A 23,607-nucleotide genomic window follows, 5' to 3' on the forward strand; every position below is an offset into this window, starting at 1 on the left:
CGAGCTTAAAAAAAATTCCAGAATCGATGACTACAGCTATAGCCTAGGCCAAAGATCAGAGTTCGATGTGAAATAAGCGTGAAAAGTTGGCGGTGGTGGCTTCGGCCAGCGTTTCCAGGCTCACGCCCTTCAATACTGCCATGTATTCAGCTACATCGCGCACGTAGGCAGGTTGGTTTTCTTTGCCGCGGTGCGGCACCGGAGCCAGATACGGCGAGTCGGTTTCCACCAGAATGCGGTCCAGCGGCACATAGCGCGCCACATCACGCAGCTGCTCGGCGTTGCGGAAGGTCAGGATGCCGGAAAAGGAAATGTAGAACCCCAAGTCCAACAGGGCTTCGGCCGTGGCGCGATCTTCGGTGAAGCAATGCAGTACGCCGCCACAGTCCTGGGCATTTTCTTCCCGCAGGATCGCCAGCGTGTCTTCACGCGCATCACGGGTATGCACGATCACCGGTTTGTTCAGATCGCGACCGATGCGGATATGCTCACGAAACGAGGCTTGCTGCAGTTCAAGATTGTCTTTTTGATAGAAATAATCCAGACCGGTTTCCCCCAGTGCCACCACCTGCTCTGCCGCCGCTAAACGGCGCAGTTCGGCATAGTCGTAGCCGCCTTCCAGATTGAGCGGATGCACACCGCAGGAGAAAGCCACGTCGTCGCGTTGGCCAATCAACTGCGTCATGGCCTGATAGCCCGGCAAGGTGGTAGCGACCGCCAGCACGTAACCGACATCGCGCGCCTTGGCTTTGGCCAGTGCGTCATCCACGTTTTGGTGCAGGGTTTGGTAATCCAGGCCATCGAGGTGGCAATGAGAATCTACTAACAACATAATATTTAACTCTTTTACAGCGAATGAGGGTGAGAATAGCCGGTAGCGCCGAGCATCTGCTCCCAGCCAAGTAACTGTTCTGTCAGCAGCAGTTCACGGTTAACGCCGACCACGCTGAGCAACTGGTGGCGGCAATTAAGCCATTGTTGCACCACTTGCTGCAGCGAGCTGCTGCTCAAACGGCTGGCCAGTTGGTGCACCAAGGGTTGCTGATCCTGGTTGAGGGCAAAACTCGCCGCCCCCTGCTGCCATTTCATGGCGTCGACCAGCAATGCGCATAACCAGTGTAGCCGCTCGGCGACGTCTTCGTGATTCAACACCGGCAGCAAGGACAGCATGTCATGCTGCGGCAAAGCAGCGCTCAGGGCGGCACACAGCGCGCTACGCTGCTGCCAACGTTCCGGCTGCAACAACTGCTCGGCGGCCAGAGGAGCGCCATCATGCAGACGCAATGCGGTCAGCAGATCGACCTGATTACCCGACGTCTGTCGGTTTAACCACTGCAGGCTGAGCTGTTCGTCCGGGCTGGCGAGGTGCCAGTACAAACAGCGGCTGCGCAACGTCGCCAACAGGCGGGAAGGCTCACGGCAGCTCAGCAGGAAATAGGTTTTTTCCGGCGGCTCTTCCAATGTTTTCAACAACGCATTGGCGGCCGCCTCGGTCAGCAGCTCCGCCTGCGGCAACCAAATCACCTTGGCTCCGCCCTGCTGGGCATGGGAGTAAAGGATCTCAATCACCTGACGAATGGGCTCCACGCCCAGACTGCTTTTGCCCTTTTCCGGCGTCAGCACATGATAATCCGGGTGATTGCCCGCCAGCATTAACCGGCAGCTATGGCATTCACCGCAGCTTTTCTCTCCGTTACGGCGCTGGCAAATCAGCCAACGGCTCAGCCCATAGGCCAGCGCTTCTTCGCCATTGCCCGCCGCTGCGTGCAGCAGCAAGGCATGATGACCGCGATCGGCAGCATATTGCCCGACCAACTGCCGGTAAGGGGTATTCAGCCACGGGTACCAGTTCATTACGCGCCTTCCTGCTGCAGCCATTGGCTGACGCTGTGACGAATCGCTGCCGTCACCTGCTCCAGCGATTGGGCCGCGTCAACGGTGACAATGGACTCGTCCTGCGCCGCCAGTTCCAGGTAGCGCGCGCGGGTGCGTTCAAAGAACGGCAGCGCCTCTTGTTCGATGCGATCCAATTCGCCGCGTGCGCGGGCACGTTGCAACCCCACTAACGGCGGCAAATCCAGATACAGCGTCAGGTCCGGGTGAAAATCGCCCAGCACGGTGTCACGCAGCGAGGCCATCAGTTGCTGATCGACTCCGCGACCGCCGCCCTGATAGGCCTGCGAAGACAAATCGTGACGATCGCCAACCACCCAGGCACCACGCGCCAACGCCGGTTTGATCACCGTTTCCACCAATTGCACGCGGGCTGCGTACAGCATCAGCACCTCGGCTTTGATGGTCGGCAGCTCACCGTCCACGCCGCGCTTGAACAGGTCGCGCAGCTTTTCTGCCAACGGCGTACCACCAGGTTCACGGGTAAAGACAATATCGTTGATGCCGTGCTGGCGCAGTACGTCGACCACGGTATCGCGAGCGGTAGTTTTGCCCGCGCCCTCAAGCCCTTCGATAACCACAAATTTACTTTTCATTCTTTTCCTTCAGCGCCTGGCGATAGGCGCGCACCGCCTGATTATGGCTGGCCAGGTTAGTGGTAAATTGATGCCCACCTTTGCCGTCGGCAACAAAGTACAGATAAGGGGTTTTCGCCGGATTGGCGGCGGCGGCCAGCGAAGCCTTGCCAGGCATGGCAATCGGCGTTGGCGGTAGGCCGTTGATCACATAGGTGTTGTACGCCGTCGGCGTTTCCAAATCTTTGCGGGTGATATCGCCATTATAACTATCGCCCATGCCGTAAATCACCGTTGGGTCGGTCTGCAAACGCATGCCAATGCGCAGGCGGTTAATAAAGACGGAAGCCACCTTGGTGCGTTCTTCCGGCACGGCGGTCTCTTTCTCAATGATCGAGGCCATGGTCAGCAGCTCTTCGGGCGTTTTGTATGGCAGGCTGGTGTCGCGACCTTGCCAGGCATCTTCCAGCGCCTTGGTCATTCGCAAATGAGCACGCTTTAGCAACGCAATGTCGCTCATGCCCGCCGTGTACAGGTAGGTATCGGGGTACAGGCGTCCTTCAGGATTAGTCCCCTCCGGCAAGCCCAACGCCACGGCAATTTCCGTTTCGCTTTTGCCCGCCAGCGTATGTTTGAGGTATTTGGACTGTTGCAGCACCGCCAGCCAGTCACGCAGGCGAGAGCCTTCGATAAAGCGCGCGCTGAACTGGGCTTCTTTGCCGCTGGCCAGCAGTTTGAGCATCTCGCGCACCGTCATGCCAGGTGTAAAGCGGTAGGTACCGGCCTTAAACTCCGCCAGCTGCGGCTCCACACGCAGCAGCCACGGGAACCACATGCCGTTGCGGATCAGCTTGTCACGAACCAGCAGCCCTTCCAGCGCTATCCGTCCGGTACCCGCCGGCAGTTTAAAAATGGCTTCCTGCTGGATCGCCAGAGGCGTATCCGCGAAGCGTTCAACCTTCTGATATCCCCACAACAGCAGGCCCAATACCAGAACAACAATAATAGAAACGAACTTCAGCTTTCTTTTCTTCATCAATCAGCCATCGTTAACAGTGTGGGCGCAAAAAATCATAGAGTTGGCGCGAAGAGTAATGCCAGGATTGCGCGATGTTCACCGGCAGCAATGGCATTAGCGCATTGCTCACCAGCACTTCTTCGGCGTCGGCCAGCGTCTCCAGTGGCTCACTGACGTAATGTAATGAGTACTGGCTGCCCGCGAGCAGCTCAATCACCCGGCGACGCATCAGTCCAGCCACGCCCGCCTGGCTCAGATCCGGCGTGAAGACCGCTTTTCCCTTTCGCCAGAACAAATTAGCCGCACAGCATTCCACCAGCATACCGGCAGTGTCAAGCACCAGCGCCTCGTCGGCGGCCGTCTGGTCAAGATGCGCGCGGATCAACACCTGCTCCAAACGATTCAGGTGTTTCAACCCCGCCAGCAGCGGATGACGAGCCAGCGTTACCGGGCTAAGCGCCAGGCTGATGCCCTGCTCGCGCCATTGCAAATAGTGCATCGGGTAGGCGCTGCGAGAAACAATCCGCGTGGGATGCTCACATCCTTTTGGACTGTAACCTCGCCCACCGCTGCCGCGCGTCAGTATCGCTTTGACCACGCCCTGCGGGATAGATTCTGCCGCGCGCACCATTTCATATTCCAACGCATCCCAGTCACAGGCAGGCAGCATCAGCCGCTGTGCCGACTGCTGCAGACGTTCGATATGCCAGGGCAGCAGATCAATCTTGCCCTCAACCACTCGTGCGGTAGTGAAACAGCCGTCGCCAAACTGCAAGCCGCGATCGCTTGGCGCCAGCGCATCGTGTTGCTGCCCGTTTATCCAGTACATAGACTTCCCCTGACCGCTTTGGTTTCCACTACAGAATAACAGGCGCCGACGCCATTAGCAGCAGTTGGCCGCTCGACAAAAGCATCGCCTAGCCGGGCCCCGGCGGGTCAGCGCCATAAAAAAAGCCCGGTTTAAAAAACCGGGCTTTTTACCGTCCGCCAGCAGAGGTTATTACACCTTGCGGAAGATCAGAGAACCGTTGGTGCCGCCGAAACCGAAGGAGTTACACAGCGTGTACTGCATATCGCTTACCTGGCGTGCTTCGTGCGGAACGAAGTCCAGATCACAACCTTCATCCGGATTATCCAGGTTGATGGTTGGCGGAACGGCCTGGTCACGCAATGCCAGTACGGTGAAGATCGACTCAATCGCACCCGCCGCACCTAACAGGTGGCCGGTCATCGATTTGGTCGAGCTGACCATCACGCGCTGCGCATCGCTGCTAAATACCGACTTCACCGCCTGCGTTTCGGCTTTGTCGCCGGCCGGCGTTGAGGTGCCGTGCGCATTGATATAGCCGATTTGTGACGTGGTCACACCGGCATCTAGCAACGCATTTTCCATCGCCAGCGCAGCGCCCGCACCGTTTTCCGGTGGTGACGTCATGTGATAAGCATCACTGCTCATCCCAAAGCCGACAACTTCAGCATAAATCTTGGCGCCGCGTTTTTTGGCGTGCTCGTACTCTTCCAGCACCATCATGCCGGCACCGTCACCCAGAACAAAACCATCACGGTCCTTGTCCCAAGGGCGGCTGGCTGCCTGCGGATCTTCGTTGCGGGTCGACAACGCGCGTGCTGCGCCAAAGCCGCCGACGCCCAACGGGGTACTGGCTTTTTCTGCCCCACCGGCCAGCATGACGTCAGCATCATTGTAAGCAATGATACGCGCGGCGTGGCCGATGTTGTGCACACCTGAGGTACAGGCGGTGGCGATCGAAATGCTCGGGCCACGCATGCCGTACATGATAGTCAGGTGGCCTGCAATCATGTTTACTATGGTTGACGGCACAAAGAACGGACTGATTTTCCGTGGGCCACCGTTAACCAGTGAACTGTGGTTCTCTTCAATCAAACCCAGGCCGCCAATACCGGAGCCGATAGCGGCGCCAATGCGGCTGGCGTTAGCCTCGGTGATATCCAGTTGTGCGTCCTGCATGGCTTGCATGCCGGCTGCGATACCGTACTGGATGAAGGCGTCCATCTTGCGCGCATCTTTGCGGGAGATGAAATCTTCTGAATTAAAATTCTTTACCAGGCCTGCAAACTTGGTCGCATAGGCAGAGGTATCGAAATGGTCGATCAGGCTGATGCCACTCTGACCGGCAAGAAGAGCGTTCCATGTGGACTCTACCGTATTGCCGACAGGAGACAACATGCCCAGTCCGGTCACAACTACTCGACGCTTAGACACGTTTGTCCTCCAAGGAGGGAAAAATATGACACTAGGGATAGAAAAAACTTAGGCGGTCGAGTGACCGCCTAGATATGTTCTCTTACTGCTGGCTGGCGTTGATGAAATCAATAGCTGCCTGAACAGTAGTGATTTTCTCAGCTTCTTCGTCTGGAATCTCGGTGTCGAACTCTTCTTCCAGAGCCATTACCAGCTCAACGGTGTCAAGAGAATCAGCACCCAGATCTTCAACGAAAGAAGCGTTATTTAAAACTTCTTCCTGTTTAACACCCAACTGCTCAACAATGATTTTCTTAACGCGTTCTTCGATAGTGCTCATACTCTTAAATTTCCTATCAAAACTCGCTTTCGCGATGGTTTTCGTAGTGTATAAAATGTTGAAAAAGATGCAACTAAATCCCGGCTGGTCAAACCACGATTTTACGCTATTTTGCGGTTTTTACCCCAAATAACGCAAATAGTTTTCGCATTTTTTAAATCATGTACATGCCGCCATTGACATGTAACGTTTCACCGGTGATGTAGCCAGCCTCATCAGAGGCTAAAAATGCAACAGCGCTGGCGATTTCTTTAGCATCCCCCAGCCGATTGGCTGGAACTGATGACAAAATGCCTGCGCGTTGATCATCTGTCAACGCCCGTGTCATGTCCGTCTCAATAAAGCCAGGTGCCACGACGTTGACCGTAATGCCACGCGAAGCAACTTCACGTGCCAAAGACTTACTAAAGCCAATCAGACCGGCTTTAGCCGCCGCGTAATTAGCCTGCCCTGCGTTCCCCATGGTACCGACAACGGAACCGATGGTGATGATCCGGCCAAACCGCTTTTTCATCATAGCTCGCATTACCGCTTTTGACAGACGGAATACGGAAGTCAGATTGGTGTTCAGGATATCCTGCCACTCGTCGTCCTTCATACGCATCAGGAGGTTATCACGCGTAATGCCGGCATTATTCACTAAAATGTCGATTTCGCCAAATTCAGCACGAATAGATGCCAGAACGCTGTCGATAGATTGAGCATCGACCACGTTCAATGCAAACCCTTTGCCGTTCGCGCCCAGGTAGCTGCTGATAGCCTCAGCGCCGCTTTCACTGGTGGCGGTGCCGATCACTTTAGCGCCGCGTGCCACAAACGTTTCTGCAATAGCCCGGCCAATACCCCGGCTCGCGCCGGTGACCAGAACAACTTTACCTTCGAAGCTCATTGTTTTCCTCTTTATTGTTCAAGCGCCGCTGTCAGGCTGGCAGCGTCATTCACCGCCGCCGCCGTCAGGGTATCAACAATACGTTTAGTCAGACCGGTCAGAACCTTGCCCGGACCAACCTCTAGCAGCGACGTAACGCCCTGTGCTGCCATAAACTCAACGCTCTCGGTCCAACGTACCGGGCTGTACAACTGACGCACCAGGGCGCTGCGGATCGCTTCTGGATCGCTTTCAGCACGCACGTCGACGTTATTTACCACCGGCACCTGCGGAGCGCTGAAGGTGATGTCCTGCAACGCCACGGCCAGTTTGTCTGCAGCCGGCTTCATCAGTGCACAGTGCGAAGGCACGCTCACCGGCAACGGCAGCGCACGCTTGGCGCCAGCCGCTTTACAGGCTGAGCCTGCACGTTCAACCGCCTCTTTATTGCCGGCGATCACCACCTGGCCCGGGGAATTGAAGTTCACCGGCGAAACAACCTGCCCTTGGGCAGACTCTTCACAAGCCTTGGCGATAGCCGCGTTGTCCAGACCAATGATGGCGGACATCGCGCCAGTACCTTCCGGCACCGCTTCCTGCATCAGTTTGCCGCGCAGCTCAACCAGGCGGATTGCCGCCTGGAAATCCAGCACGCCCGCACAAACCAGCGCCGAGTATTCACCCAGGCTGTGGCCGGCCATGATGGCTGGCATTTTGCCGCCCTGCTGCTGCCAAACGCGGAAAATCGCCACTGAGGCGGCCAGCAATGCCGGCTGCGTTTGCCAGGTTTTGTTCAGTTCTTCCGCCGGCCCTTGCTGCACCAGTTGCCACAGGTCGTAACCCAGAACGGAAGAGGCTTCGCTGAAAGTCGCTTCAACGATCGGATATTGAGCGGCCAAATCGGCCAGCATGCCCAGGGACTGTGAGCCCTGGCCTGGGAAAACAAAAGCAAATTGCGTCATTTTTTCTTCCTGTTAATCAGAAACGAACCAGCGCCGAGCCCCAGGTAAAGCCGCCGCCGAAGGCTTCCAGCAGCACCAGTTGCCCGCGCTGGATCCGCCCATCGCGCACCGCTTCATCGAGCGCTGCGGGGACCGAGGCGGCAGAGGTGTTACCGTGACGATCAAGCGTCACCACCACTTTATCCATCCCCATACCCAGTTTTTTTGCCGTTGCGCTGATAATGCGCAGGTTGGCCTGGTGCGGCACCAGCCAATCCAGCTGGCTGCGGTCCAGATCATTGGCCTGCAGCGTTTCGTCAACGATGTGAGCCAGTTCGGTAACCGCAACCTTGAAGACTTCATTGCCTGCCATGGTGACATAGGCTGGCTTTTCCTGATCCTGACGATCCTTGAATGGCAACGTCAGCAGGCCGCCGTAGGTGCCGTCCGCATGCAGGTGAGTCGACAGAATGCCCGGCTCTTCAGAAGCGCCCAGCACCACTGCGCCAGCGCCATCACCAAACAGGATGATGGTACCGCGATCGTCAGGATCCAGCGTGCGAGAAAGCACGTCTGCACCAATCACCAGTGCACGCTTCACCGCGCCGTTCTTAACGTACTGATCGGCAACGCTCAACGCGTAGGTGAAACCGGCGCAGGCTGCAGCCAGATCGAAAGCCGCACAATCTTTAATCCCGAGCATCTGCTGCACTTGGCAGGCAGAACTTGGGAATGCGTGGCTCGAAGTGGTGGTCGCCACAACGATCAGCCCGATATCTTCTTTAGCCACACCTGCCATTTCCAGCGCTTTTTCAGCAGCATGGAAGCCCATCGTCGCCACGGTTTCATCAGCGGCGGCAATGCGGCGTTCACGGATACCGGTGCGAGTGACGATCCACTCGTCAGAGGTATCCACCATTTTTTCAAGGTCAGCGTTGGTGCGCACTTGTACGGGTAAATAACTCCCCGTACCGAGAATCTTTGTATACATGTACGATCAGTCACTCTTAGGTAATACAGCTTCAAGGCGCGCAGCAATCCTGTCAGGGACTTGCCGCTGCACCGCCTGCACAGCCTGTTCGATTGCAACTGCAAACGCGTGCGGGTTCGCAGCGCCGTGGCTCTTGATTACGGTGCTGCGCAATCCTAACAGACATGCGCCATTATACTGGTCGGGGTTCAGGTGGCCGAACCGCTTTACCACCCGTTTTTGCAACCAACGGCCCAACAATTTTAACCACCACGCCTGCTTGCCACCGTCTCCGGATGATTTCAGCAGCGATAAAAATACTCTTACCACCCCTTCCATGGTTTTCAGGGTGACGTTACCCACAAAGCCGTCGCAGACCATCACATCGGTTTTCCCGGTGAGAAGATCGTTGCCTTCCAGGTAACCAATATAGTTGATTGCCGGAGTATTTTTTAGCACGGCGGCCGCTTCGCGGATATTATCCAGACCTTTGGTTTCTTCTTCACCAATATTCAGCAGCGCCACGCGTGGTTGCGCAATCCCCACCACCTCTTCGGCCATCACCGCGCCCATCACCGCAAACTGCACCAGCATGGTGCTGTCGCATTCGACGTTGGCGCCCAGATCCAGCACCACGGTTTTACCGCCCAGCTGATTCGGGATCACCGTCATCAGCGCCGGACGTTCAATACCGTCCAACGGCTTAATCAGCATCTTCGCCAACCCCATCAGCGCACCGGTATTACCCGCGCTGACACAGCCCTGTGCATCACCGTTTTTGGTCAGTTCCAGCGCAATGCGCATGGAAGTGCCACGGCTGGCACGAATCGCTTGTGAGGGTTTGGCGTCGCCGGCAATCACAGATTCAGCGGGCACGACTTGCAAACGTTCCAGAAGAACCGGATCGGCTTTGGCAAGTAAAGGAGAGAGGGTGTCGGGATTGCCGACCAGCAGAAGATGAAGCTGTAAATTAGAGGCCAGTGCCTGCAATGAAGCAGGCACTGTGACGCAGGGACCGAAGTCCCCGCCCATTGCATCTAACGCCAGGGTTAGACGAGTCAAGGTACCGCTACTTAGCCGATAACCTTGCGACCGCGGTAGAAACCGTCGGCAGTGATGTGGTGACGACGATGAGTTTCACCAGAAGTCGCATCAACAGACAAAGTGGTGGTGGTCAGAGCATCGTGTGAACGACGCATGCCACGTTTGGAACGGGTTGGTTTATTTTGTTGTACGGCCATGGACCTTACTCCTTAATTACTTACGCTTTAAACTGGCTAATACGGCAAATGGGTTTGGTTTCTCCGCCTCTGGAGGCAGTTTGCCAAAGACCATGTCCGCTTCGGACACTTCACAGTGTTCAGATTCATGTACCGGGACGACAGGCAGTGAAAGAATAATTTCGTCTTCAATCATTGCCAGCAGATCAACTTCGCCAAACTCATCGACTTCGATCGGCTCGTACGCCCCCGGTAATGCCTCAGCCTGCTCATCATTGACGACCGGGCTAAAACAATATGTTGTGTGAACATGGTGTTCGAACGGGACTCCGCAGCGTTGGCACATCAGCATTACCTGGACGTCCGCATGCCCTGTTATCACCGCGAGGCGCTGGTTATCAATATCGAAAGATAACGAGACCTCAACATCACTGTCCACACTGACCACAGAGGCAGCAACACGTGTAACCTGCTCAGGCGCATAGGAACCAACATAGTCCAGGCGTTTCTGAGCGGTACGTACCGCATCAATGGTCAAGGGTAATTTTACCTTTTGCATAGGGCGCGCATATTAACTTTGTAACGACTTAGAGTCAAAGAAAAAGGCCGTAAAACGGCACCTTTCACCAATATTCGCTTCCTCAGCGGCGGACAGTTTAAAATGACCTCTCCATTTACGCTATGGTTTACGAAAAAAATTATGCAGAGACTACTCCTCGCCTCCACCTCGACCTACCGCAAGATGCTGTTGGAAAAACTGCATCTGCCTTTTACCTGTGACGCGCCGCAGGTCGATGAAACCCCATTGGCCGGGGAAACCGCCGAAGCGCTGGTCTTACGGCTGGCGACGGCGAAAGCCCAGGCATTGGCCATCGCCTATCCTGACCATTTGATTATCGGTTCCGACCAGGTCTGCGTGATCGACGGTAAAATAACCGGGAAACCGCATACCGAAGAGAACGCCTGCGCGCAATTGCGCCAGGCCAGCGGCCAAAGGGTGACGTTTTATACCGGTCTGGCGCTGTACAACAGCCGCAGCCATCACCTGCAGGCGCTTTGCGAGCCCTTCCATGTGCATTTCCGTGTGCTGAGCGACGCAGAAATCAGCGCTTATGTGCGCCTTGAACAGCCGCTCAACTGTGCGGGCAGTTTTAAAAGTGAAGGTCTGGGTATTGCGTTGTTCGATAAACTGGAGGGGCGAGATCCGAATGGGTTGATCGGTCTGCCGCTGATAGCCCTGCTGGAGATGCTGCGGGCTGAAGGCATCAACCCGCTGATATAAAATACTTTTACTTACTGGCCTTTGGCCTGCTTGCGCAATACCTGCAGGCAGTGGCGCAACTCCTGGTCCATCGGCGCTTCGATACGCATCGTTTCGCCAGTGCCCGGATGTTCGAACCGCAGTGCCGCAGCATGCAAGAACAGTCGTTTGAGCCCGGTACCGGCCAACTGGCGATCGAATTCACGATCGCCATAGCGGTCATCGAAGGCTATCGGGTGCCCTGCGTGCAAGGTGTGAACGCGGATCTGGTGGGTGCGCCCGGTAATCGGGCTCGCCTTGACCAGCGTGGCATGCTCAAAACGTTCCTCTACCTTGAAGCGGGTTTCCGACGGTTTGCCTTCGCTATTGACGCGCACGATACGTTCGCCGCTTTGCAGAATGTTTTTCAGCAACGGTGCCTGCACGGCTTTACAATGCGACTGCCATTGGCCGCGCACCAGCGCCAGATAATCCTTCTGCATGCCTTTCAGCCGCAATTGCTCATGCAGCGAACGCAGTGCAGAACGTTTTTTCGCCACCAGCAACACGCCGGAAGTATCGCGATCCAGCCGGTGCACCAGCTCCAGGAAACGGGCTTCCGGGCGCAGCGCGCGCAGGCCCTCAATCACGCCAAAGCTCAGGCCGCTGCCACCGTGCACCGCGGTACCCGAAGGCTTGTTCAGCAGCAGCAAATGATCGTCTTCATACAAAATGCAATCGGCCAGTGCCGCCACTTTGTCCAGCTTGGCGGAAACCGGCGCGTCTTCACGTTCGGCAACGCGGACCGGCGGTACTCGCACCACGTCACCAGCCGCCAGCTTGTATTCAGCCTTGATGCGTCCTTTATTAACCCGTACCTCGCCTTTGCGTACGATGCGGTAAATCATGCTCTTCGGCACGCCTTTCAGGCGAGCAAGCAGAAAGTTGTCGATTCGTTGACCGGCTTCGTCGTCAGAAATCGTGATTAATTGTACTGCAGGAATGTTCGTTTTCATGGAGCGGGATTCTAAATAGAGCGCGTAAATAGCGCCACTTCTTTTTCTGTGCTTAACTGTCTCTCTGACTGCAGGAGAAACCCTGACGGACAATAAGGCAGCAAGCCGGTTTGAACGTTTGCGATTTCTTCCGCAGTTAAGGAAAAGTCACCTTGCTATAACAGTATCAGCAGTGGAATAATGCATTTACTTTCCACGTTGATTCTCGTTAAACAGGGAAAACGGTGGAATTATAAAATTTGTCTGATGGCGCAAAAACGCAGCAATGGCGTAAGACGTAATGTGAAATCAAACAATTAGCGGGCTGCGGGTTGCAGCTTGGCCGGCAAATGGAATCAGATCTGTCGACGTAAATCAGAGGCTATTCCCCTAGTAAAAGTGCTGTTTTTCACAAAGAAATACAGGCTTACCGAGATAATGCGCCCCTATGCAGGCGACAACCGTGAGGTTGACGGCTTTGCGAGAAGACACGGGGTTTTCGGTTTTAATCCGGCCATGAGGTTATTTTGCCCGCAGCTTTGTCGATAATGTAAAAATAACGAGTAAGTTAAGATGAAAAGAATGTTGATTAACGCAACTCAGCAGGAAGAGTTGCGTGTTGCCCTCGTAGATGGACAGCGGCTGTATGATTTGGATATTGAAAGTCCGGGTCATGAACAGAAAAAAGCGAATATTTACAAAGGCAAAATCACTCGTATAGAACCAAGTCTTGAAGCAGCGTTCGTAGATTACGGCGCCGAACGACATGGTTTCCTCCCTCTTAAAGAAATCGCTCGCGAATACTTCCCAAGTAACTACTCCTCCCATGGTCGCCCGAACATCAAAGATGTGCTGCGCGAAGGCCAGGAAGTGATCGTTCAGGTTGATAAAGAAGAACGTGGCAACAAAGGCGCCGCCTTGACCACCTTCATCAGCCTGGCCGGCAGTTATTTGGTTCTGATGCCGAACAACCCACGTGCCGGTGGTATTTCACGCCGCATCGAAGGTGATGACCGCACTGAATTGAAAGAAGCGCTTTCTTCTCTGCAACTCCCGGATGGCATGGGCCTGATTGTTCGTACCGCAGGCGTTGGCAAATCGGCCGATGCATTGCAGTGGGATCTCTCTTTCCGCCTGAAGCACTGGGAAGCGATTAAAAAAGCCGCTGAAGGCCGCGCTGCGCCCTTCCTGATCCATCAGGAAAGCAACGTCATCGTACGTGCATTCCGCGACTATCTGCGCCCGGACATCGGCGAAATCCTGATCGACAATCCAAAAGTTCTCGATCTGGCCAAAGAGCACATCGCTGCCCTGGGCCGTCCGGATTTCAGCAGCAAAATCAAACTGTACAGCGGTGAAATCCCTCTGTTCAGCCACTACCAAATCGAATCTCAAATCGAATCCGCCTTCCAGCGTGAAGTTCGCCTGCCTTCCGGCGGTTCGATCGTTATCGACTCTACCGAAGCGCTGACCGCTATCGACATCAACTCCGCGCGTGCAACCCGCGGCGGCGATATCGAAGAAACCGCGTTCAACACCAACCTGGAAGCGGCAGACGAGATCGCTCGCCAGCTGCGCCTGCGTGACCTCGGCGGTCTGATCGTTATCGACTTTATCGATATGACCCCGGTTCGCCACCAACGTGAAGTTGAAAACCGCCTGCGCGATGCCGTGCGTCAAGACCGTGCGCGTATCCAGATCGGCCGCATTTCCCGTTTCGGTCTGCTTGAGATGTCGCGTCAGCGCCTCAGCCCGTCACTGGGTGAATCCAGCCATCACGTTTGCCCACGCTGTAACGGCACCGGCACCATCCGTGATAACGAATCTCTGGCGCTGTCCATTCTTCGTTTGATCGAAGAAGAAGCGCTGAAAGAAAACACCAAAGAAGTTCACGCTATCGTGCCAGTTCAGGTGGCTTCTTACCTGTTGAACGAAAAACGTGAATCGGTGAGCGCGATCGAGAAACGTCAGGGTGGCGTGAAAGCGATCATCGTGCCGAACGATCAGATGCAAACCCCACACTACTCTGTGCTGCGCGTACGTAAGGGTGAAGAAACACCAACCCTGAGCTACCTGTTGCCGAAACTGCACGAAGAAGAGATGGCTCAGCCGTTGGAAGATGCGCCGATGGAGCGCAAACGCCCGGAACAGCCGGCTCTGGCCTCGTTCTCTCTGGCCGCCGATGCACCACCACCGGCTGAAGAAGCCGTTGCTACTCAGCCCGCCGTTGCGGCAACAGCAACCAAACAAGCTGCACCAGCCGCTGCCAAATCTGGTCTGTTGGGCCGTCTGTTTGGTGGTCTGAAAGCGCTGTTTGCCGGTGAAGAACAGCCGGTTGTCGAAGCCAAACCTGTGGTTGAAGCGCCTAAGACCGAAAGCAACGGTGAAAACCGTCGCCAGGATCGTCGCGGTCAACGTCGCCAGGGTACCGGTCGTAAAGACCGTGGTGAGCGCGGTGAACGTAGCGATCGTCCAGAACGTGGTGAACGCAAAGAGCGCGGTGAAAGCCGTGATAACCGCGATCGTGATAATCGTGAGCCGCGTGAAAATCGCGAACCGCGCGATAACCGCGAAGGCCGTGAAACACGTGAAGTGCGTGACGAGCAGCGCCGCAACCGTCGCAATGCGCAGCAAACCACTGCCACGGTTACCGATGAGCCACAGTCTGAAGAAGCCGCCAAGGCACAGCGCGAAGAGCAGCAACAGCGCCGTGAGCAGCGCGCCGAACGCCAACGCCGTCGTCAGGAAGAAAAGCGTCAGGCTCAGCAAGAAGTGGCCGCACTGGAAAGTACAGAAGCTGCCACTGCCAACACCGCCAGCGATGAAGATCACGAAGAACGTCAGATGCAGAACATGCAGCGTCGTCAACGTCGTCCTCTGTCGCAGAAGGTTCGTGTGCTGTCCGCGGAAGAAGAGCTGCATCGCGCAGCGGAAGAGCTGCTGGCACCTAAAACGCCGGTAGCGAAAGCTCAGGACGCGAAACCTGCTCAGGCCGAAGACAGCGTTAAACTGCTGCCGGAAACCGTTGAAGCGCAGGCCGAAGACGATGCACAGGGTGACAACCGCGCTAATGGCGAAAACGGCATGCCACGCCGCTCACGTCGTTCACCGCGCCACCTGCGCGTTAGCGGTCAGCGTCGTCGTCGTTACCGTGACGAGCGTTACCCAACTCAGTCGCCAATGCCACTGGCGGGGGCTTTTGCCTCACCAGAAATGGCGTCAGGCAAGGTCTGGGTGAGTTACCCTGTCACACAAGCTACGCAAGTGGTTGATGAAGCTGAAGTTCAGGCTGAAGCTAGCCAAATCGCTGCCGACAACGTCATGGCACCAGAAGCCGTCAGCGTGGCCGCTCCGGTGGTTGCCGCGGTCGCAGAGCAGGAAACCGCACCGGTTAACCAGCAGGAAGCTGTGGCAGATACGGTTGAAACAGTTGTTGAAGAAGCCCAACCGGTTGTTGAAACCGCCGAGCCAATCATCGCTGCTCAGGCTGAAGACACTCCGGTAGCAGCTGAAACACCAGCAGTTGAAGAAACTGCAGTGGTTGAAGCAGCCGTTGTGGCCGAAGAAACCCCAGCCGTTGAAGCGGCACCAGCGGTTGAAACTGCTCCTGAGGTTGAAGAAACCCCAGTGGCAGAAGCAACACCAGTCTTGGTGGTGGAAGAAACGGCAACCGTGGCAGAAGTCGTCACCGAGCCGGCTGCACCTGTCGTTGAAACTGCCCCGGTTCAGGAAACTGTAGCTCCGGCCGTTGTTGAAAAACAAGCGCCGGCAGTGCAACAGCAACCCGCACCGGTACAGGCTGGTACGCTGTACAAGCATATCGCTACGGCGCCAATGACCAAGGCCCCTGCTCCGGACTATGTGCCTGAGCAGCAGCAACACAGCGATTGGCAGCGTCCTTCCTTCGCCTTCGAAGGTAAAGGCTCAGCCGGTGGCCATGCGGCGGTAAATCAAGCTACCGCACCGGCAACCAAACCGCAGCCGGTTAACGAATAAGGTAATCTGCTTCGATAAAAAAACCCGCCATCAGGCGGGTTTTTTATTGCCGAAATAAACTCAGGCAATTTTTTTCAATTGTTTGATATCCAGCAAATCCAGCTTGCCGTCAATGCTGGCGACAAACCGCTTAAAATGCTCGGTGGCGTTGTGTTTCTCCAGCGCCTCCGCGCTTGCCCAGCGTTCAAAGAACACGAAAGTTCCTGGCTTCTCGAGATCGCGGTGCAGGTCATATTGCAGGTTGCCCAATTCCTGGCGGCTTGGATCGATAATCTCATGCACCGCATCGCTGACGGCCGAAACAAACTCGGGTTTAGCCTGCAGGGTGGCAATAACTCGCACTTCCATTTTATTCTCCCATTCCAATGTGATTAATGTTGATAACCCGAAAGTTTTGGCTCGGGGATCATTAGAATCCTTGTCACTATGCACCCGATAACCAATTGATTTCAACTTGCCGTGAACAAACAGATGCATCGCAGGCACTTTCCGCTTATCCTTATGCCCCGGCGTGAATAAGCCCCATTATTCGCTTTTACTTAGACCCGAATCTAACCGCCGGAGCCTTGTAACATGACCGCACAGCCTCAAGCCCTGAAAATCCGCCGCCCTGACGACTGGCATATCCATTTGCGTGACGACGATATGCTGAAAACGGTTTTGCCCTATACCAGTCAGGTATTTGGCCGGGCGATTGTGATGCCCAACCTGGCTCCGCCAATTACTACCGTAGAGGCCGCCCGAGCGTATCGCGATCGCATTCAGGCAGCCGTCCCTCAGGGGCACAACTTTACCCCACTGATGACCTGCTACCTGACCAATTCACTGGCCGCGGCAGAACTGGTTAATGGGTTTGAGCAAGGCGTTTTCACTGCGGCTAAGCTCTACCCTGCCAATGCCACGACCAACTCCAGCCATGGCGTCAGCGATGTGAAGGCCATCTACCCGCTGTTTGAGCAAATGCAAAAAATCGGCATGCCACTGCTGATTCACGGTGAAGTGACCGATGCCGCCGTCGATATTTTCGATCGCGAGGCTCGCTTTATTGAACAGGTTATGGAGCCGATTCGTCGCCAGTTCCCGGAGTTGAAAATTGTCTTCGAGCACATCACTACTAAAGAAGCGGCGCAGTACGTGCAAGAAGGCAATCGATTCCTTGGCGCGACTATCACCCCGCAGCATCTGATGTTTAACCGTAACCACATGCTGGTGGGGGGCATTCGTCCGCACCTGTTCTGCCTGCCGATCCTCAAGCGTAATATTCACCAGGATGCGCTGCGCAAAGCCGTTGCCAGCGGTTCGGAGCGTTTCTTCCTCGGTACCGACTCCGCCCCTCATGCCAAACACCGTAAGGAATCGAGCTGCGGTTGTGCAGGCGTATTCAACGCGCCTAACGCTATTCCGGCCTATGCCAGCGTGTTCGAAGAACTGGGCGCATTAGAGCACCTGGAAGCTTTCTGTTCCCTGAACGGGCCAGGCTTCTATGGTCTGCCGGTGAATGCCGACTTCATCGAACTGCAGCGCGTGCCAACCACTCAAGCAGAAGAGATCGCCATGGGCAGCGAAACGGTGGTGCCCTTCCTTGCCGGAGAGACGCTGAAGTGGTCAGTGAAAGCATAATCTTCTTTTTTTAACGCAGCCTATTGCCCCCACGCGCGGTTAACTGTATAAATATCCAGTAAATCGCTTCGGGGGCAATTATGCGTGTTGAAGTCACTATAGATAAAACCAAACCGCTACCGGCAGGCGCCATTGAAGCGCTGACCGGCGAGCTGGGCAAACGGGTAAACCGCCAATTTCCAGATGCCGTGGTTCAGGTGCGTTATGCCGGTTCCAACGGGCTCTCAGTACTGGGCGGCCTGAAAACAGATAAAGACCTGATCGAGGAAATTCTCCAGGAAACCTGGGAAAGTGCCGACGATTGGTTTAGCGCAGAATAATACTGCAAGGTAGTTTTTGCCGGGGGTCGCTCTCCGGCTTTTTTGTATTTGAAGCCTGGCAACGCGCGGTTAAATTTCTGCTGGAAGAAAAGCCTTATCTGGTCTGTACTGAATGCTTTAACAGGAGATCTTTGACATGGCCCCGGACAAGGTTAAAACCGAAGAAACGATGACCTTTGGCGAACTGCTGGCGCTGATTGCCGATCAAAAACGCCGGCTGAGCGTACTTGAAGTGGCATTTTCCTACCTGGCCTTTGGTTTGGATGACAAAGCCAATCAACTATTGATTCACAGCCTGAAGCTGGAATCGCAGAATCAAAATCGTGATGCGGAAACGCAGAATCACTTTGCCCATCTGGCCGCAGAACTGGAAAAACGGTTACATGCCGCCCCGCCCCCTCCTGCTGTTGAATGACGGCGACGTCCCCATGCTGTATGTATTCTCATGGCGTGCTGCAGAATAATCACTCAAATAAATATTTATTTTACAAAATAAGCAGGGAAAAGCTCCACCCGCGAAATCAGATGCGTATACTGTAAAGGCCCACATGATGATGGGCCGCATTGATCCTCGTTAGTCACTCACGGTAGTTACTACTCAATAAGGGGTCTTTATGGACAGAAATGATGAAGTAATTCAGACGCACCCGCTTGTTGGTTGGGATATCAGTACTGTCGACGTTTATGACGCCATGATGATACGCCTTCATTACCTGTCTTCACTAGACCAGACGCCCGAAGACGCCCAAGTAGACAGAACGCTTTGGCTCACCACAGATGTCGCACGTCAATTAATCAATATCTTAGAAGCCGGCATCGCCAAGATTGAAGCAACGGATTACCAGGACCTTGATCGTAGAAAACACTAATTCACCGCACCAAAAAACCTAAGGCGCCAGCGATTTTCTCTGGCGCCTTTTTCTTTGCCGACAGGCAGCGCAACGGGTGCATTGCGGCGCTCAACCTTTTATCATAACGAAATAAGAAACGTATAACAGAGAGGTTACGGCACGTGGAATATGACTTAATTGTTGTGGGCAGCGGTTCGGTAGGTGCGGCGGCAGGCTACTATGCGACTCGAGCCGGCTTGAAAGTGTTAATGATAGACAGCGCCATGCCTCCACACCGTAACGGCAGCCACCACGGTGACACCCGCATCATCCGCCATGCCTATGGCGAAGGCGAAAAATATGTCCCGCTCATTCTCCGCGCCCAGGCCTTATGGAATGCGTTGATAAAACAAACCGGCGAAGAACTGTTTCAGGACTGCGGCGTGCTGAATATGGGTCCAGAGCAGTCTGAATTCATCCACAATGCGCAAAACAGCGCGAAGAAATTCCGCCTTAACACACAATTTCTGAGCGCAGAACAGATTAACCAACGCTGGCCGGAATTCAATGCACCGGAAGGTTACGTCGGCGTGTTTGAACCTGATGCCGGGTTCCTGCGTTCTGAAAAGGCGGTTGCCAGCCTGATCAAGCTTGCCAAAGAAGCCGGTTGCAGCCAGCTGTTCAATTGTCCGGTCACGGGGGTGCAACCTGTCGAGGGCGGTGTCGAAGTGGTCACCTCCGAAGGTCGCTTTCAGGGCCGTAAGGCCGTGGTCACCACCGGTACCTGGGTCAAGGCTTTGCTGCCGCAATTGCCGATTTCGCCGCTGCGCAAAGTATTTTCCTGGCATCAGGCCGACGGCCGCTACAGCATAAACAACCGTTTCCCGGCGTTCACCGTCGAAGCGCAAGACGGCAGCCATTATTACGGCTTCCCTGCCGATAACGACGGGCTGAAAATCGGCAAGCACGATGGCGGGCAACCGATGGAAACGCCGGATCAGCGCAAGCCCTTTGGCAGTTTCACCAGTGACGGAACCGAGGTTTTCCACTTCCTTCGTCAATTCTTGCCGGGTGTAGGGGTATGTTTACACGGTGAAGCATGCAGCTATGATATGAGTCCGGATGAAGATTTCATTATTGATACCCTGCCGGACTGCGATCGCTTGATGGTTATCAGCGGCCTGAGCGGCCACGGCTTCAAATTTGCCAGCGTGCTAGGCGAGATTGCCGCCCTGTTTGCCGAGGACAAAACCTTACCGATAGATATCTCTGCCTTTACGCTCAAACGCTTTAAATAACCCTCCTCAATGGACACAACCGCCCCCGTCAACACGTTCGGAGGCGGTTATGCCCCGCAGTTACACACTGAATTTAGCGTATCAATTTGAAATATAGTGGGAATAATATTTCAACGGAAATTTCTGGCGCAAGTATCCGGATTTCCGAATTGATCCCCCGTGGTGTAAGTTCTATTTTACAGCTGATATGCCCCTGGTAATTTCTCGCTCAACAAGGACGTCACCATGAAACTGCTTGTCGTGGACGAATGCTGCTTCACCCGGGTCGGTATCGATAACTATTTTACGGACAATGTTTTCAGCCAGGTAAAATGTTGCCACAGCCTGGAACAAGCAACTCCGCTGCTGGATCACTACCGCCCAAGCCATATCCTGGTCAACCTTACCAAACACTGTCGTTACAGTGAGGATGATGCTCAATTGCAGGCTTTTATCGAGGCCACCCCATCCGCGCTGTTGTTTATTTATCTGGACACGCCGTACCCATACAGCGAAACACCGATGCGCATCGCTGACCACGCTTTCCTGTTCAACAAAGCCACATTACCCGTCACCCTGCGCATGATGCGGGAAAAGCCGGTCTCACTGATGGATTGCAGCGTGGAACACTCTCTGTTCAGCCCGCAGGAGCTGACGGTGATGAAACACTGGATGGCGGAAATGCCCAATTACCGCATCGCAAAAAAGCTGCAAATCAGCTCGCACACCGTTTATGTGCACAAACGCCACATCACAGAGAAAATCAACGCCCGTAATCGGCTAGAATTTTATTCGCTGTATAACGTGCTGCGCTATTTTTATCCGCCGAGCGTTCCCGTCAGCGCTATGTCACCTTCGTTGATGGCGGTATAACCGAAGCCTGCTGCAAAGCAGGCTGTTTTCACACGAAGATTCCCCCTGATACCCGACTTTACCTTCTCGGCAGTATTAACGCTGGCTGCAAAAATACTATAATCAGCCCGTCCTTATCTTTTGGCTGCTGAGAATGCTAAACAAAATACTGTCGGCGATCGTCAACAACGTCCGCGAACATCTTGTGCTGTATATCTGCCTGTGGCTAGTGCTGTTGGCGCTGGATGTCTATTTCTTCTTTATGCCTTAACCCCATGCCGCAGACTTTTCCCCGTTTGCGCTTTAGCCGATTCGGTTCACCGGAACAGGTGATTGCCCTTGAAGATGCCGTCATTCCTGCACTGCAGCCCAATCAACTGCTAGTGCAGATGCGCTACGCACCAATAAATCCATCCGATTTGATTCCCATCTATGGACAGTATGCACACCGTACTCCCCTGCCTCAGGTTCCTGGCTACGAAGGGGTTGGGGTCGCGGTTGATCCTCGCGGTCAACCTACCGACAGGCGCGCGCTCACCGTCATGGGCAATGGCAGTTGGCAAAGCTTTGTCACGATCGATAGCGCCAAAGCCATTTGGGTACCGGACGACATCGACGACGCCACTGCGGCACAAATCTACATTAATCCACTGACCTGCTGGGTATTACTGACACAATGGTTGCAGCTAAACGCGGGGGACATCCTGATGATTAACGGCGGCGGTTCGGCGATCGGCCTGCTGTTTTGCCAGTTGGCGGCTTTGCGCGGTATCAGATTGGTGGTTGTGGTGCGTAATCCCACCCATCGCCAGGCGCTGCTGAATGCCGGTGCCTGGCGGGTTGTAGAAGGACAATTACTGCAACAATATCGTTTGCAACAGCTCACGGGCCATGCGGCGCGTGCCGCGATCGACTGCGTCGGCGGTGAAGATGGCTTGCATCTGGCATTTTCGGTCAGCGTGACCGGCGATTTTGTCGCCCTGGGGTTGCTCGGCAACCGGCAGGTGGACTGGCAGTATATTTCTCGCCAACTCCGGCTTCGCACTTCCCTGTTTCACCTGCGCAAATGGAACACACAGGCAACTGCGGTGCAGTGGCAGGCGGCATTCCAACAGCTGTTCAATCTGGTGAGACGCGGCCAATTGGTGTTGCAAAGTCCGGCGGCTATTTATCCGTTGCGGCATTATAAACTGGCACTGCAACACGCCGCCGACAGCAAAACCCAGGGGAAAGTCTTCTTTACTCCGGAGTAACCGGTTTGCCTGGCTGACCATCGCCGAGAATAACCGCCAATTTATGTCCCCCTTCGGTGGTCTCCAGGGCAATGCGGGTAATAATGGTCAGCGGCACCGACAGTAACATCCCTACCGGCCCCATCAGCCAGCCCCAGAAGATCAACGACAGGAAAACCACCAGCGTCGATAACCCAAGTCCTCGCCCCATGACGCGCGGCTCCAGCATATTGCCAATCACCAGATTGATCGCGATAAAACCTGCGGCTACCACCAGCGCATCACCAAAGCCGTTAAACAGCAACGCCTGGATCAGTGGCGGAACCGCGGCGATCACCGAGCCGATGTTGGGAATATAATTCAGCAAAAACGCCAGCAGCCCCCAAATAAAGGCAAAGCGCACGTCGACCGCAGCCAAAAATCCCCAGACGATGACGCCGGTTGCCAGACTGATCGCCGTTTTGATCACCAGATAACGCGTGACGCCGTCTAACGCACGCCGAATATTGGCGATGCCTTCGCTAGGTTTATCCAGCGCCTGCTGCAGTTTGTAAGGCAACAGCTGCACTTCAAACAGCATAAATACCACGGTCATCAGCAGCAGGAAAATATTGGTCATGGCCCCCGAGAAACGACTTAACAGGCGGGTGATCAAATTCATCGCCGAGCTGGGGTCAACATACTGCAGCATCGCTTCGGGGGATATGGTGATGTTGAGGCGATCGGCGTAATGCTGCAGCTCACTCAGTTTTTCCATCATCATGCCGCGGTACTGGGGGAGCGAACGGGCAAATTCGTTCAGCGATGCGCCCAATATGCCGATGAACAACATCAACGCCACCACGACCAGCACCACCAGTAAAGTCACACCGAGCACGCGCGGTATACGCCAGCGTTCTAGCTGCGTTACCAGCGGATTCAGTACCATAGCGAGAAACACCGCCAGTAAGAATGGCACCACGATATCCGCAGCCGCTTTGACGCCGGCGAGAATAATGACCAACATTGCCAGCAAGATAGCCAGACGCAGGCTTCGATCGGTCAACAGGGTTCGGCCCATGACATTTCCTTTGTGTTAATGGTGTGACCCTGCGGGCCATCCGATATGTCTTATGTTAGCAAACTCTGTTGTCCTGCCGCAGAGGTATTGCTGTATGAATAAACGTCCCACTTTTGCAGAACATTGACTGGAAATAATC

The 23,607-nt window shown here is 54.9% G+C and carries 26 protein-coding genes; 10 read left to right on the forward strand and 16 right to left on the reverse strand.

The features are described 5' to 3' along the window. Positions 1-55 precede the first annotated feature (55 nt). From ACMGG1_RS14855 to yceD, 13 genes are all read right to left on the reverse strand, one after another. The gene (locus ACMGG1_RS14855; RefSeq protein ID WP_020826344.1) at positions 56-832 is read right to left on the reverse strand and encodes a metal-dependent hydrolase; all 777 of its coding nucleotides are present in this window, start codon (positions 830-832) and stop codon (positions 56-58) included. Positions 833-846: 14 nt separating this feature from the next. Further along, positions 847-1,854 (reverse strand): DNA polymerase III subunit delta', encoded by a 1,008-nt coding sequence (gene holB, locus ACMGG1_RS14860; protein WP_414160823.1) that lies wholly within the window; start codon positions 1,852-1,854, stop codon positions 847-849. Beyond that, positions 1,854-2,489 (reverse strand): dTMP kinase, encoded by a 636-nt coding sequence (gene tmk, locus ACMGG1_RS14865; protein ID WP_020826342.1) that lies wholly within the window; start codon positions 2,487-2,489, stop codon positions 1,854-1,856. The genes holB and tmk overlap by 1 nt, the downstream gene beginning before the upstream one ends. After that, complete coding sequence (mltG, locus tag ACMGG1_RS14870) at positions 2,479-3,504, reverse strand: endolytic transglycosylase MltG (RefSeq protein ID WP_414160824.1); 1,026 nt, start codon at positions 3,502-3,504, stop codon at positions 2,479-2,481. Before mltG ends, tmk begins: the two co-directional genes overlap by 11 nt. 13 nt (positions 3,505-3,517) lie before the next feature. Beyond that, complete coding sequence (gene pabC / locus ACMGG1_RS14875) at positions 3,518-4,315, reverse strand: aminodeoxychorismate lyase (protein ID WP_261138347.1); 798 nt, start codon at positions 4,313-4,315, stop codon at positions 3,518-3,520. Between the two features lie 171 nt (positions 4,316-4,486). Next, positions 4,487-5,728 carry a beta-ketoacyl-ACP synthase II gene (gene fabF, locus ACMGG1_RS14880; RefSeq protein WP_414160825.1) on the reverse strand — a complete coding sequence of 414 codons (1,242 nt, stop codon included), beginning with the start codon at positions 5,726-5,728 and terminating at the stop codon, positions 4,487-4,489. An 82-nt stretch (positions 5,729-5,810) separates the two neighbouring features. Beyond that, complete coding sequence (gene acpP, locus ACMGG1_RS14885; RefSeq protein WP_004719003.1) at positions 5,811-6,047, reverse strand: acyl carrier protein; 237 nt, start codon at positions 6,045-6,047, stop codon at positions 5,811-5,813. 154 nt (positions 6,048-6,201) lie between these two features. Continuing rightward, complete coding sequence (gene fabG / locus ACMGG1_RS14890) at positions 6,202-6,936, reverse strand: 3-oxoacyl-ACP reductase FabG (RefSeq protein WP_020826338.1); 735 nt, start codon at positions 6,934-6,936, stop codon at positions 6,202-6,204. An 11-nt stretch (positions 6,937-6,947) separates the two neighbouring features. Beyond that, positions 6,948-7,877 (reverse strand): ACP S-malonyltransferase, encoded by a 930-nt coding sequence (gene fabD / locus ACMGG1_RS14895; RefSeq protein WP_187962702.1) that lies wholly within the window; start codon positions 7,875-7,877, stop codon positions 6,948-6,950. Positions 7,878-7,893: 16 nt separating this feature from the next. Further along, positions 7,894-8,847 (reverse strand): beta-ketoacyl-ACP synthase III, encoded by a 954-nt coding sequence (locus ACMGG1_RS14900; RefSeq protein WP_041414443.1) that lies wholly within the window; start codon positions 8,845-8,847, stop codon positions 7,894-7,896. Positions 8,848-8,853: 6 nt separating this feature from the next. Continuing rightward, positions 8,854-9,888: a phosphate acyltransferase PlsX gene (gene plsX, locus ACMGG1_RS14905; RefSeq protein ID WP_071827011.1), complete on the reverse strand. Its 1,035-nt coding sequence runs from the start codon at positions 9,886-9,888 to the stop codon at positions 8,854-8,856. Positions 9,889-9,899: 11 nt separating this feature from the next. Further along, positions 9,900-10,067 carry a 50S ribosomal protein L32 gene (rpmF, locus tag ACMGG1_RS14910; protein WP_004943042.1) on the reverse strand — a complete coding sequence of 56 codons (168 nt, stop codon included), beginning with the start codon at positions 10,065-10,067 and terminating at the stop codon, positions 9,900-9,902. A gap of 16 nt (positions 10,068-10,083) precedes the next feature. Next, positions 10,084-10,605: a 23S rRNA accumulation protein YceD gene (gene yceD, locus ACMGG1_RS14915; protein WP_020826334.1), complete on the reverse strand. Its 522-nt coding sequence runs from the start codon at positions 10,603-10,605 to the stop codon at positions 10,084-10,086. 141 nt (positions 10,606-10,746) lie between these two features. Between yceD and ACMGG1_RS14920 the strand changes: the two genes are divergently transcribed. Then, on the forward strand, positions 10,747-11,328 hold the full coding sequence (locus ACMGG1_RS14920) for a Maf family protein (RefSeq protein WP_129940274.1): 582 nt from the start codon (positions 10,747-10,749) through the stop codon (positions 11,326-11,328). A gap of 11 nt (positions 11,329-11,339) precedes the next feature. On the opposite strand, the gene rluC is transcribed toward ACMGG1_RS14920, so the two are convergent. Then, positions 11,340-12,302: a 23S rRNA pseudouridine(955/2504/2580) synthase RluC gene (gene rluC / locus ACMGG1_RS14925; protein ID WP_020826332.1), complete on the reverse strand. Its 963-nt coding sequence runs from the start codon at positions 12,300-12,302 to the stop codon at positions 11,340-11,342. A gap of 552 nt (positions 12,303-12,854) precedes the next feature. On the opposite strand from rluC, the gene rne reads away from it, so the two are divergent. After that, positions 12,855-16,277 (forward strand): ribonuclease E, encoded by a 3,423-nt coding sequence (gene rne / locus ACMGG1_RS14930; protein WP_414160826.1) that lies wholly within the window; start codon positions 12,855-12,857, stop codon positions 16,275-16,277. A gap of 60 nt (positions 16,278-16,337) precedes the next feature. Here the strand turns inward: rne and ACMGG1_RS14935 are convergent, their stop codons facing one another. Further along, on the reverse strand, positions 16,338-16,625 hold the full coding sequence (locus tag ACMGG1_RS14935; protein ID WP_020826330.1) for a putative quinol monooxygenase: 288 nt from the start codon (positions 16,623-16,625) through the stop codon (positions 16,338-16,340). Positions 16,626-16,850: 225 nt separating this feature from the next. Between ACMGG1_RS14935 and pyrC the strand changes: the two genes are divergently transcribed. The 8 genes from pyrC (at position 16,851) to ACMGG1_RS14975 (ending at position 22,429) form a co-directional block, all read left to right on the forward strand. Continuing rightward, positions 16,851-17,897 carry a dihydroorotase gene (gene pyrC / locus ACMGG1_RS14940; RefSeq protein ID WP_122078586.1) on the forward strand — a complete coding sequence of 349 codons (1,047 nt, stop codon included), beginning with the start codon at positions 16,851-16,853 and terminating at the stop codon, positions 17,895-17,897. 80 nt (positions 17,898-17,977) lie between these two features. Next, a complete protein-coding gene (dinI, locus tag ACMGG1_RS14945) occupies positions 17,978-18,217 on the forward strand; it encodes a DNA damage-inducible protein I (protein WP_020826328.1) in 240 nt (79 codons plus the stop codon). 136 nt (positions 18,218-18,353) lie between these two features. Then, positions 18,354-18,632: a hypothetical protein gene (locus ACMGG1_RS14950; RefSeq protein WP_020826327.1), complete on the forward strand. Its 279-nt coding sequence runs from the start codon at positions 18,354-18,356 to the stop codon at positions 18,630-18,632. A 199-nt stretch (positions 18,633-18,831) separates the two neighbouring features. Next, a complete protein-coding gene (gene bssS / locus ACMGG1_RS14955) occupies positions 18,832-19,086 on the forward strand; it encodes a biofilm formation regulator BssS (RefSeq protein ID WP_020826326.1) in 255 nt (84 codons plus the stop codon). A 143-nt stretch (positions 19,087-19,229) separates the two neighbouring features. Beyond that, on the forward strand, positions 19,230-20,345 hold the full coding sequence (gene solA / locus ACMGG1_RS14960) for an N-methyl-L-tryptophan oxidase (RefSeq protein ID WP_122078584.1): 1,116 nt from the start codon (positions 19,230-19,232) through the stop codon (positions 20,343-20,345). 225 nt (positions 20,346-20,570) lie between these two features. Next, positions 20,571-21,197, forward strand: coding sequence for a LuxR C-terminal-related transcriptional regulator (locus ACMGG1_RS14965; protein ID WP_020826324.1), 627 nt, complete (start codon positions 20,571-20,573; stop codon positions 21,195-21,197). A 133-nt stretch (positions 21,198-21,330) separates the two neighbouring features. Further along, positions 21,331-21,447 (forward strand): DUF2770 family protein, encoded by a 117-nt coding sequence (locus ACMGG1_RS14970; RefSeq protein ID WP_012006315.1) that lies wholly within the window; start codon positions 21,331-21,333, stop codon positions 21,445-21,447. Next, positions 21,422-22,429: a zinc-dependent alcohol dehydrogenase family protein gene (locus ACMGG1_RS14975; protein WP_414160827.1), complete on the forward strand. Its 1,008-nt coding sequence runs from the start codon at positions 21,422-21,424 to the stop codon at positions 22,427-22,429. The genes ACMGG1_RS14970 and ACMGG1_RS14975 overlap by 26 nt, the downstream gene beginning before the upstream one ends. On the opposite strand, the gene ACMGG1_RS14980 is transcribed toward ACMGG1_RS14975, so the two are convergent. Beyond that, positions 22,416-23,468 carry an AI-2E family transporter gene (locus ACMGG1_RS14980; protein ID WP_020826322.1) on the reverse strand — a complete coding sequence of 351 codons (1,053 nt, stop codon included), beginning with the start codon at positions 23,466-23,468 and terminating at the stop codon, positions 22,416-22,418. The two genes, ACMGG1_RS14975 and ACMGG1_RS14980, sit on opposite strands and share 14 nt — an antisense overlap. Between the last annotated feature and the right edge of the window lie 139 nt (positions 23,469-23,607).

This window comes from Serratia sp. BNK-12 (assembly GCF_047456085.1).
GTDB lineage: Bacteria > Pseudomonadota > Gammaproteobacteria > Enterobacterales > Enterobacteriaceae > Serratia > Serratia liquefaciens.

What these genes read in the sequence shown, in the direction of transcription:
- ACMGG1_RS14855 (WP_020826344.1), bottom strand. Translation starts at nt 832, where the DNA reads ATGTTGTTAGTAGATTCTCATTGCCACCTCGATGGCCTGGATTACCAA.
- holB (WP_414160823.1), bottom strand. Translation starts at nt 1,854, where the DNA reads ATGAACTGGTACCCGTGGCTGAATACCCCTTACCGGCAGTTGGTCGGG.
- tmk (WP_020826342.1), bottom strand. Translation starts at nt 2,489, where the DNA reads ATGAAAAGTAAATTTGTGGTTATCGAAGGGCTTGAGGGCGCGGGCAAA.
- mltG (WP_414160824.1), bottom strand. Translation starts at nt 3,504, where the DNA reads ATGAAGAAAAGAAAGCTGAAGTTCGTTTCTATTATTGTTGTTCTGGTA.
- pabC (WP_261138347.1), bottom strand. Translation starts at nt 4,315, where the DNA reads ATGTACTGGATAAACGGGCAGCAACACGATGCGCTGGCGCCAAGCGAT.
- acpP (WP_004719003.1), bottom strand. Translation starts at nt 6,047, where the DNA reads ATGAGCACTATCGAAGAACGCGTTAAGAAAATCATTGTTGAGCAGTTG.
- fabG (WP_020826338.1), bottom strand. Translation starts at nt 6,936, where the DNA reads ATGAGCTTCGAAGGTAAAGTTGTTCTGGTCACCGGCGCGAGCCGGGGT.
- fabD (WP_187962702.1), bottom strand. Translation starts at nt 7,877, where the DNA reads ATGACGCAATTTGCTTTTGTTTTCCCAGGCCAGGGCTCACAGTCCCTG.
- ACMGG1_RS14900 (WP_041414443.1), bottom strand. Translation starts at nt 8,847, where the DNA reads ATGTATACAAAGATTCTCGGTACGGGGAGTTATTTACCCGTACAAGTG.
- rpmF (WP_004943042.1), bottom strand. Translation starts at nt 10,067, where the DNA reads ATGGCCGTACAACAAAATAAACCAACCCGTTCCAAACGTGGCATGCGT.
- yceD (WP_020826334.1), bottom strand. Translation starts at nt 10,605, where the DNA reads ATGCAAAAGGTAAAATTACCCTTGACCATTGATGCGGTACGTACCGCT.
- ACMGG1_RS14920 (WP_129940274.1), top strand. Translation starts at nt 10,747, where the DNA reads ATGCAGAGACTACTCCTCGCCTCCACCTCGACCTACCGCAAGATGCTG.
- rluC (WP_020826332.1), bottom strand. Translation starts at nt 12,302, where the DNA reads ATGAAAACGAACATTCCTGCAGTACAATTAATCACGATTTCTGACGAC.
- rne (WP_414160826.1), top strand. Translation starts at nt 12,855, where the DNA reads ATGAAAAGAATGTTGATTAACGCAACTCAGCAGGAAGAGTTGCGTGTT.
- ACMGG1_RS14935 (WP_020826330.1), bottom strand. Translation starts at nt 16,625, where the DNA reads ATGGAAGTGCGAGTTATTGCCACCCTGCAGGCTAAACCCGAGTTTGTT.
- pyrC (WP_122078586.1), top strand. Translation starts at nt 16,851, where the DNA reads ATGACCGCACAGCCTCAAGCCCTGAAAATCCGCCGCCCTGACGACTGG.
- dinI (WP_020826328.1), top strand. Translation starts at nt 17,978, where the DNA reads ATGCGTGTTGAAGTCACTATAGATAAAACCAAACCGCTACCGGCAGGC.
- ACMGG1_RS14950 (WP_020826327.1), top strand. Translation starts at nt 18,354, where the DNA reads ATGGCCCCGGACAAGGTTAAAACCGAAGAAACGATGACCTTTGGCGAA.
- bssS (WP_020826326.1), top strand. Translation starts at nt 18,832, where the DNA reads ATGGACAGAAATGATGAAGTAATTCAGACGCACCCGCTTGTTGGTTGG.
- ACMGG1_RS14965 (WP_020826324.1), top strand. Translation starts at nt 20,571, where the DNA reads ATGAAACTGCTTGTCGTGGACGAATGCTGCTTCACCCGGGTCGGTATC.
- ACMGG1_RS14970 (WP_012006315.1), top strand. Translation starts at nt 21,331, where the DNA reads ATGCTAAACAAAATACTGTCGGCGATCGTCAACAACGTCCGCGAACAT.
- ACMGG1_RS14975 (WP_414160827.1), top strand. Translation starts at nt 21,422, where the DNA reads ATGTCTATTTCTTCTTTATGCCTTAACCCCATGCCGCAGACTTTTCCC.
- ACMGG1_RS14980 (WP_020826322.1), bottom strand. Translation starts at nt 23,468, where the DNA reads ATGGGCCGAACCCTGTTGACCGATCGAAGCCTGCGTCTGGCTATCTTG.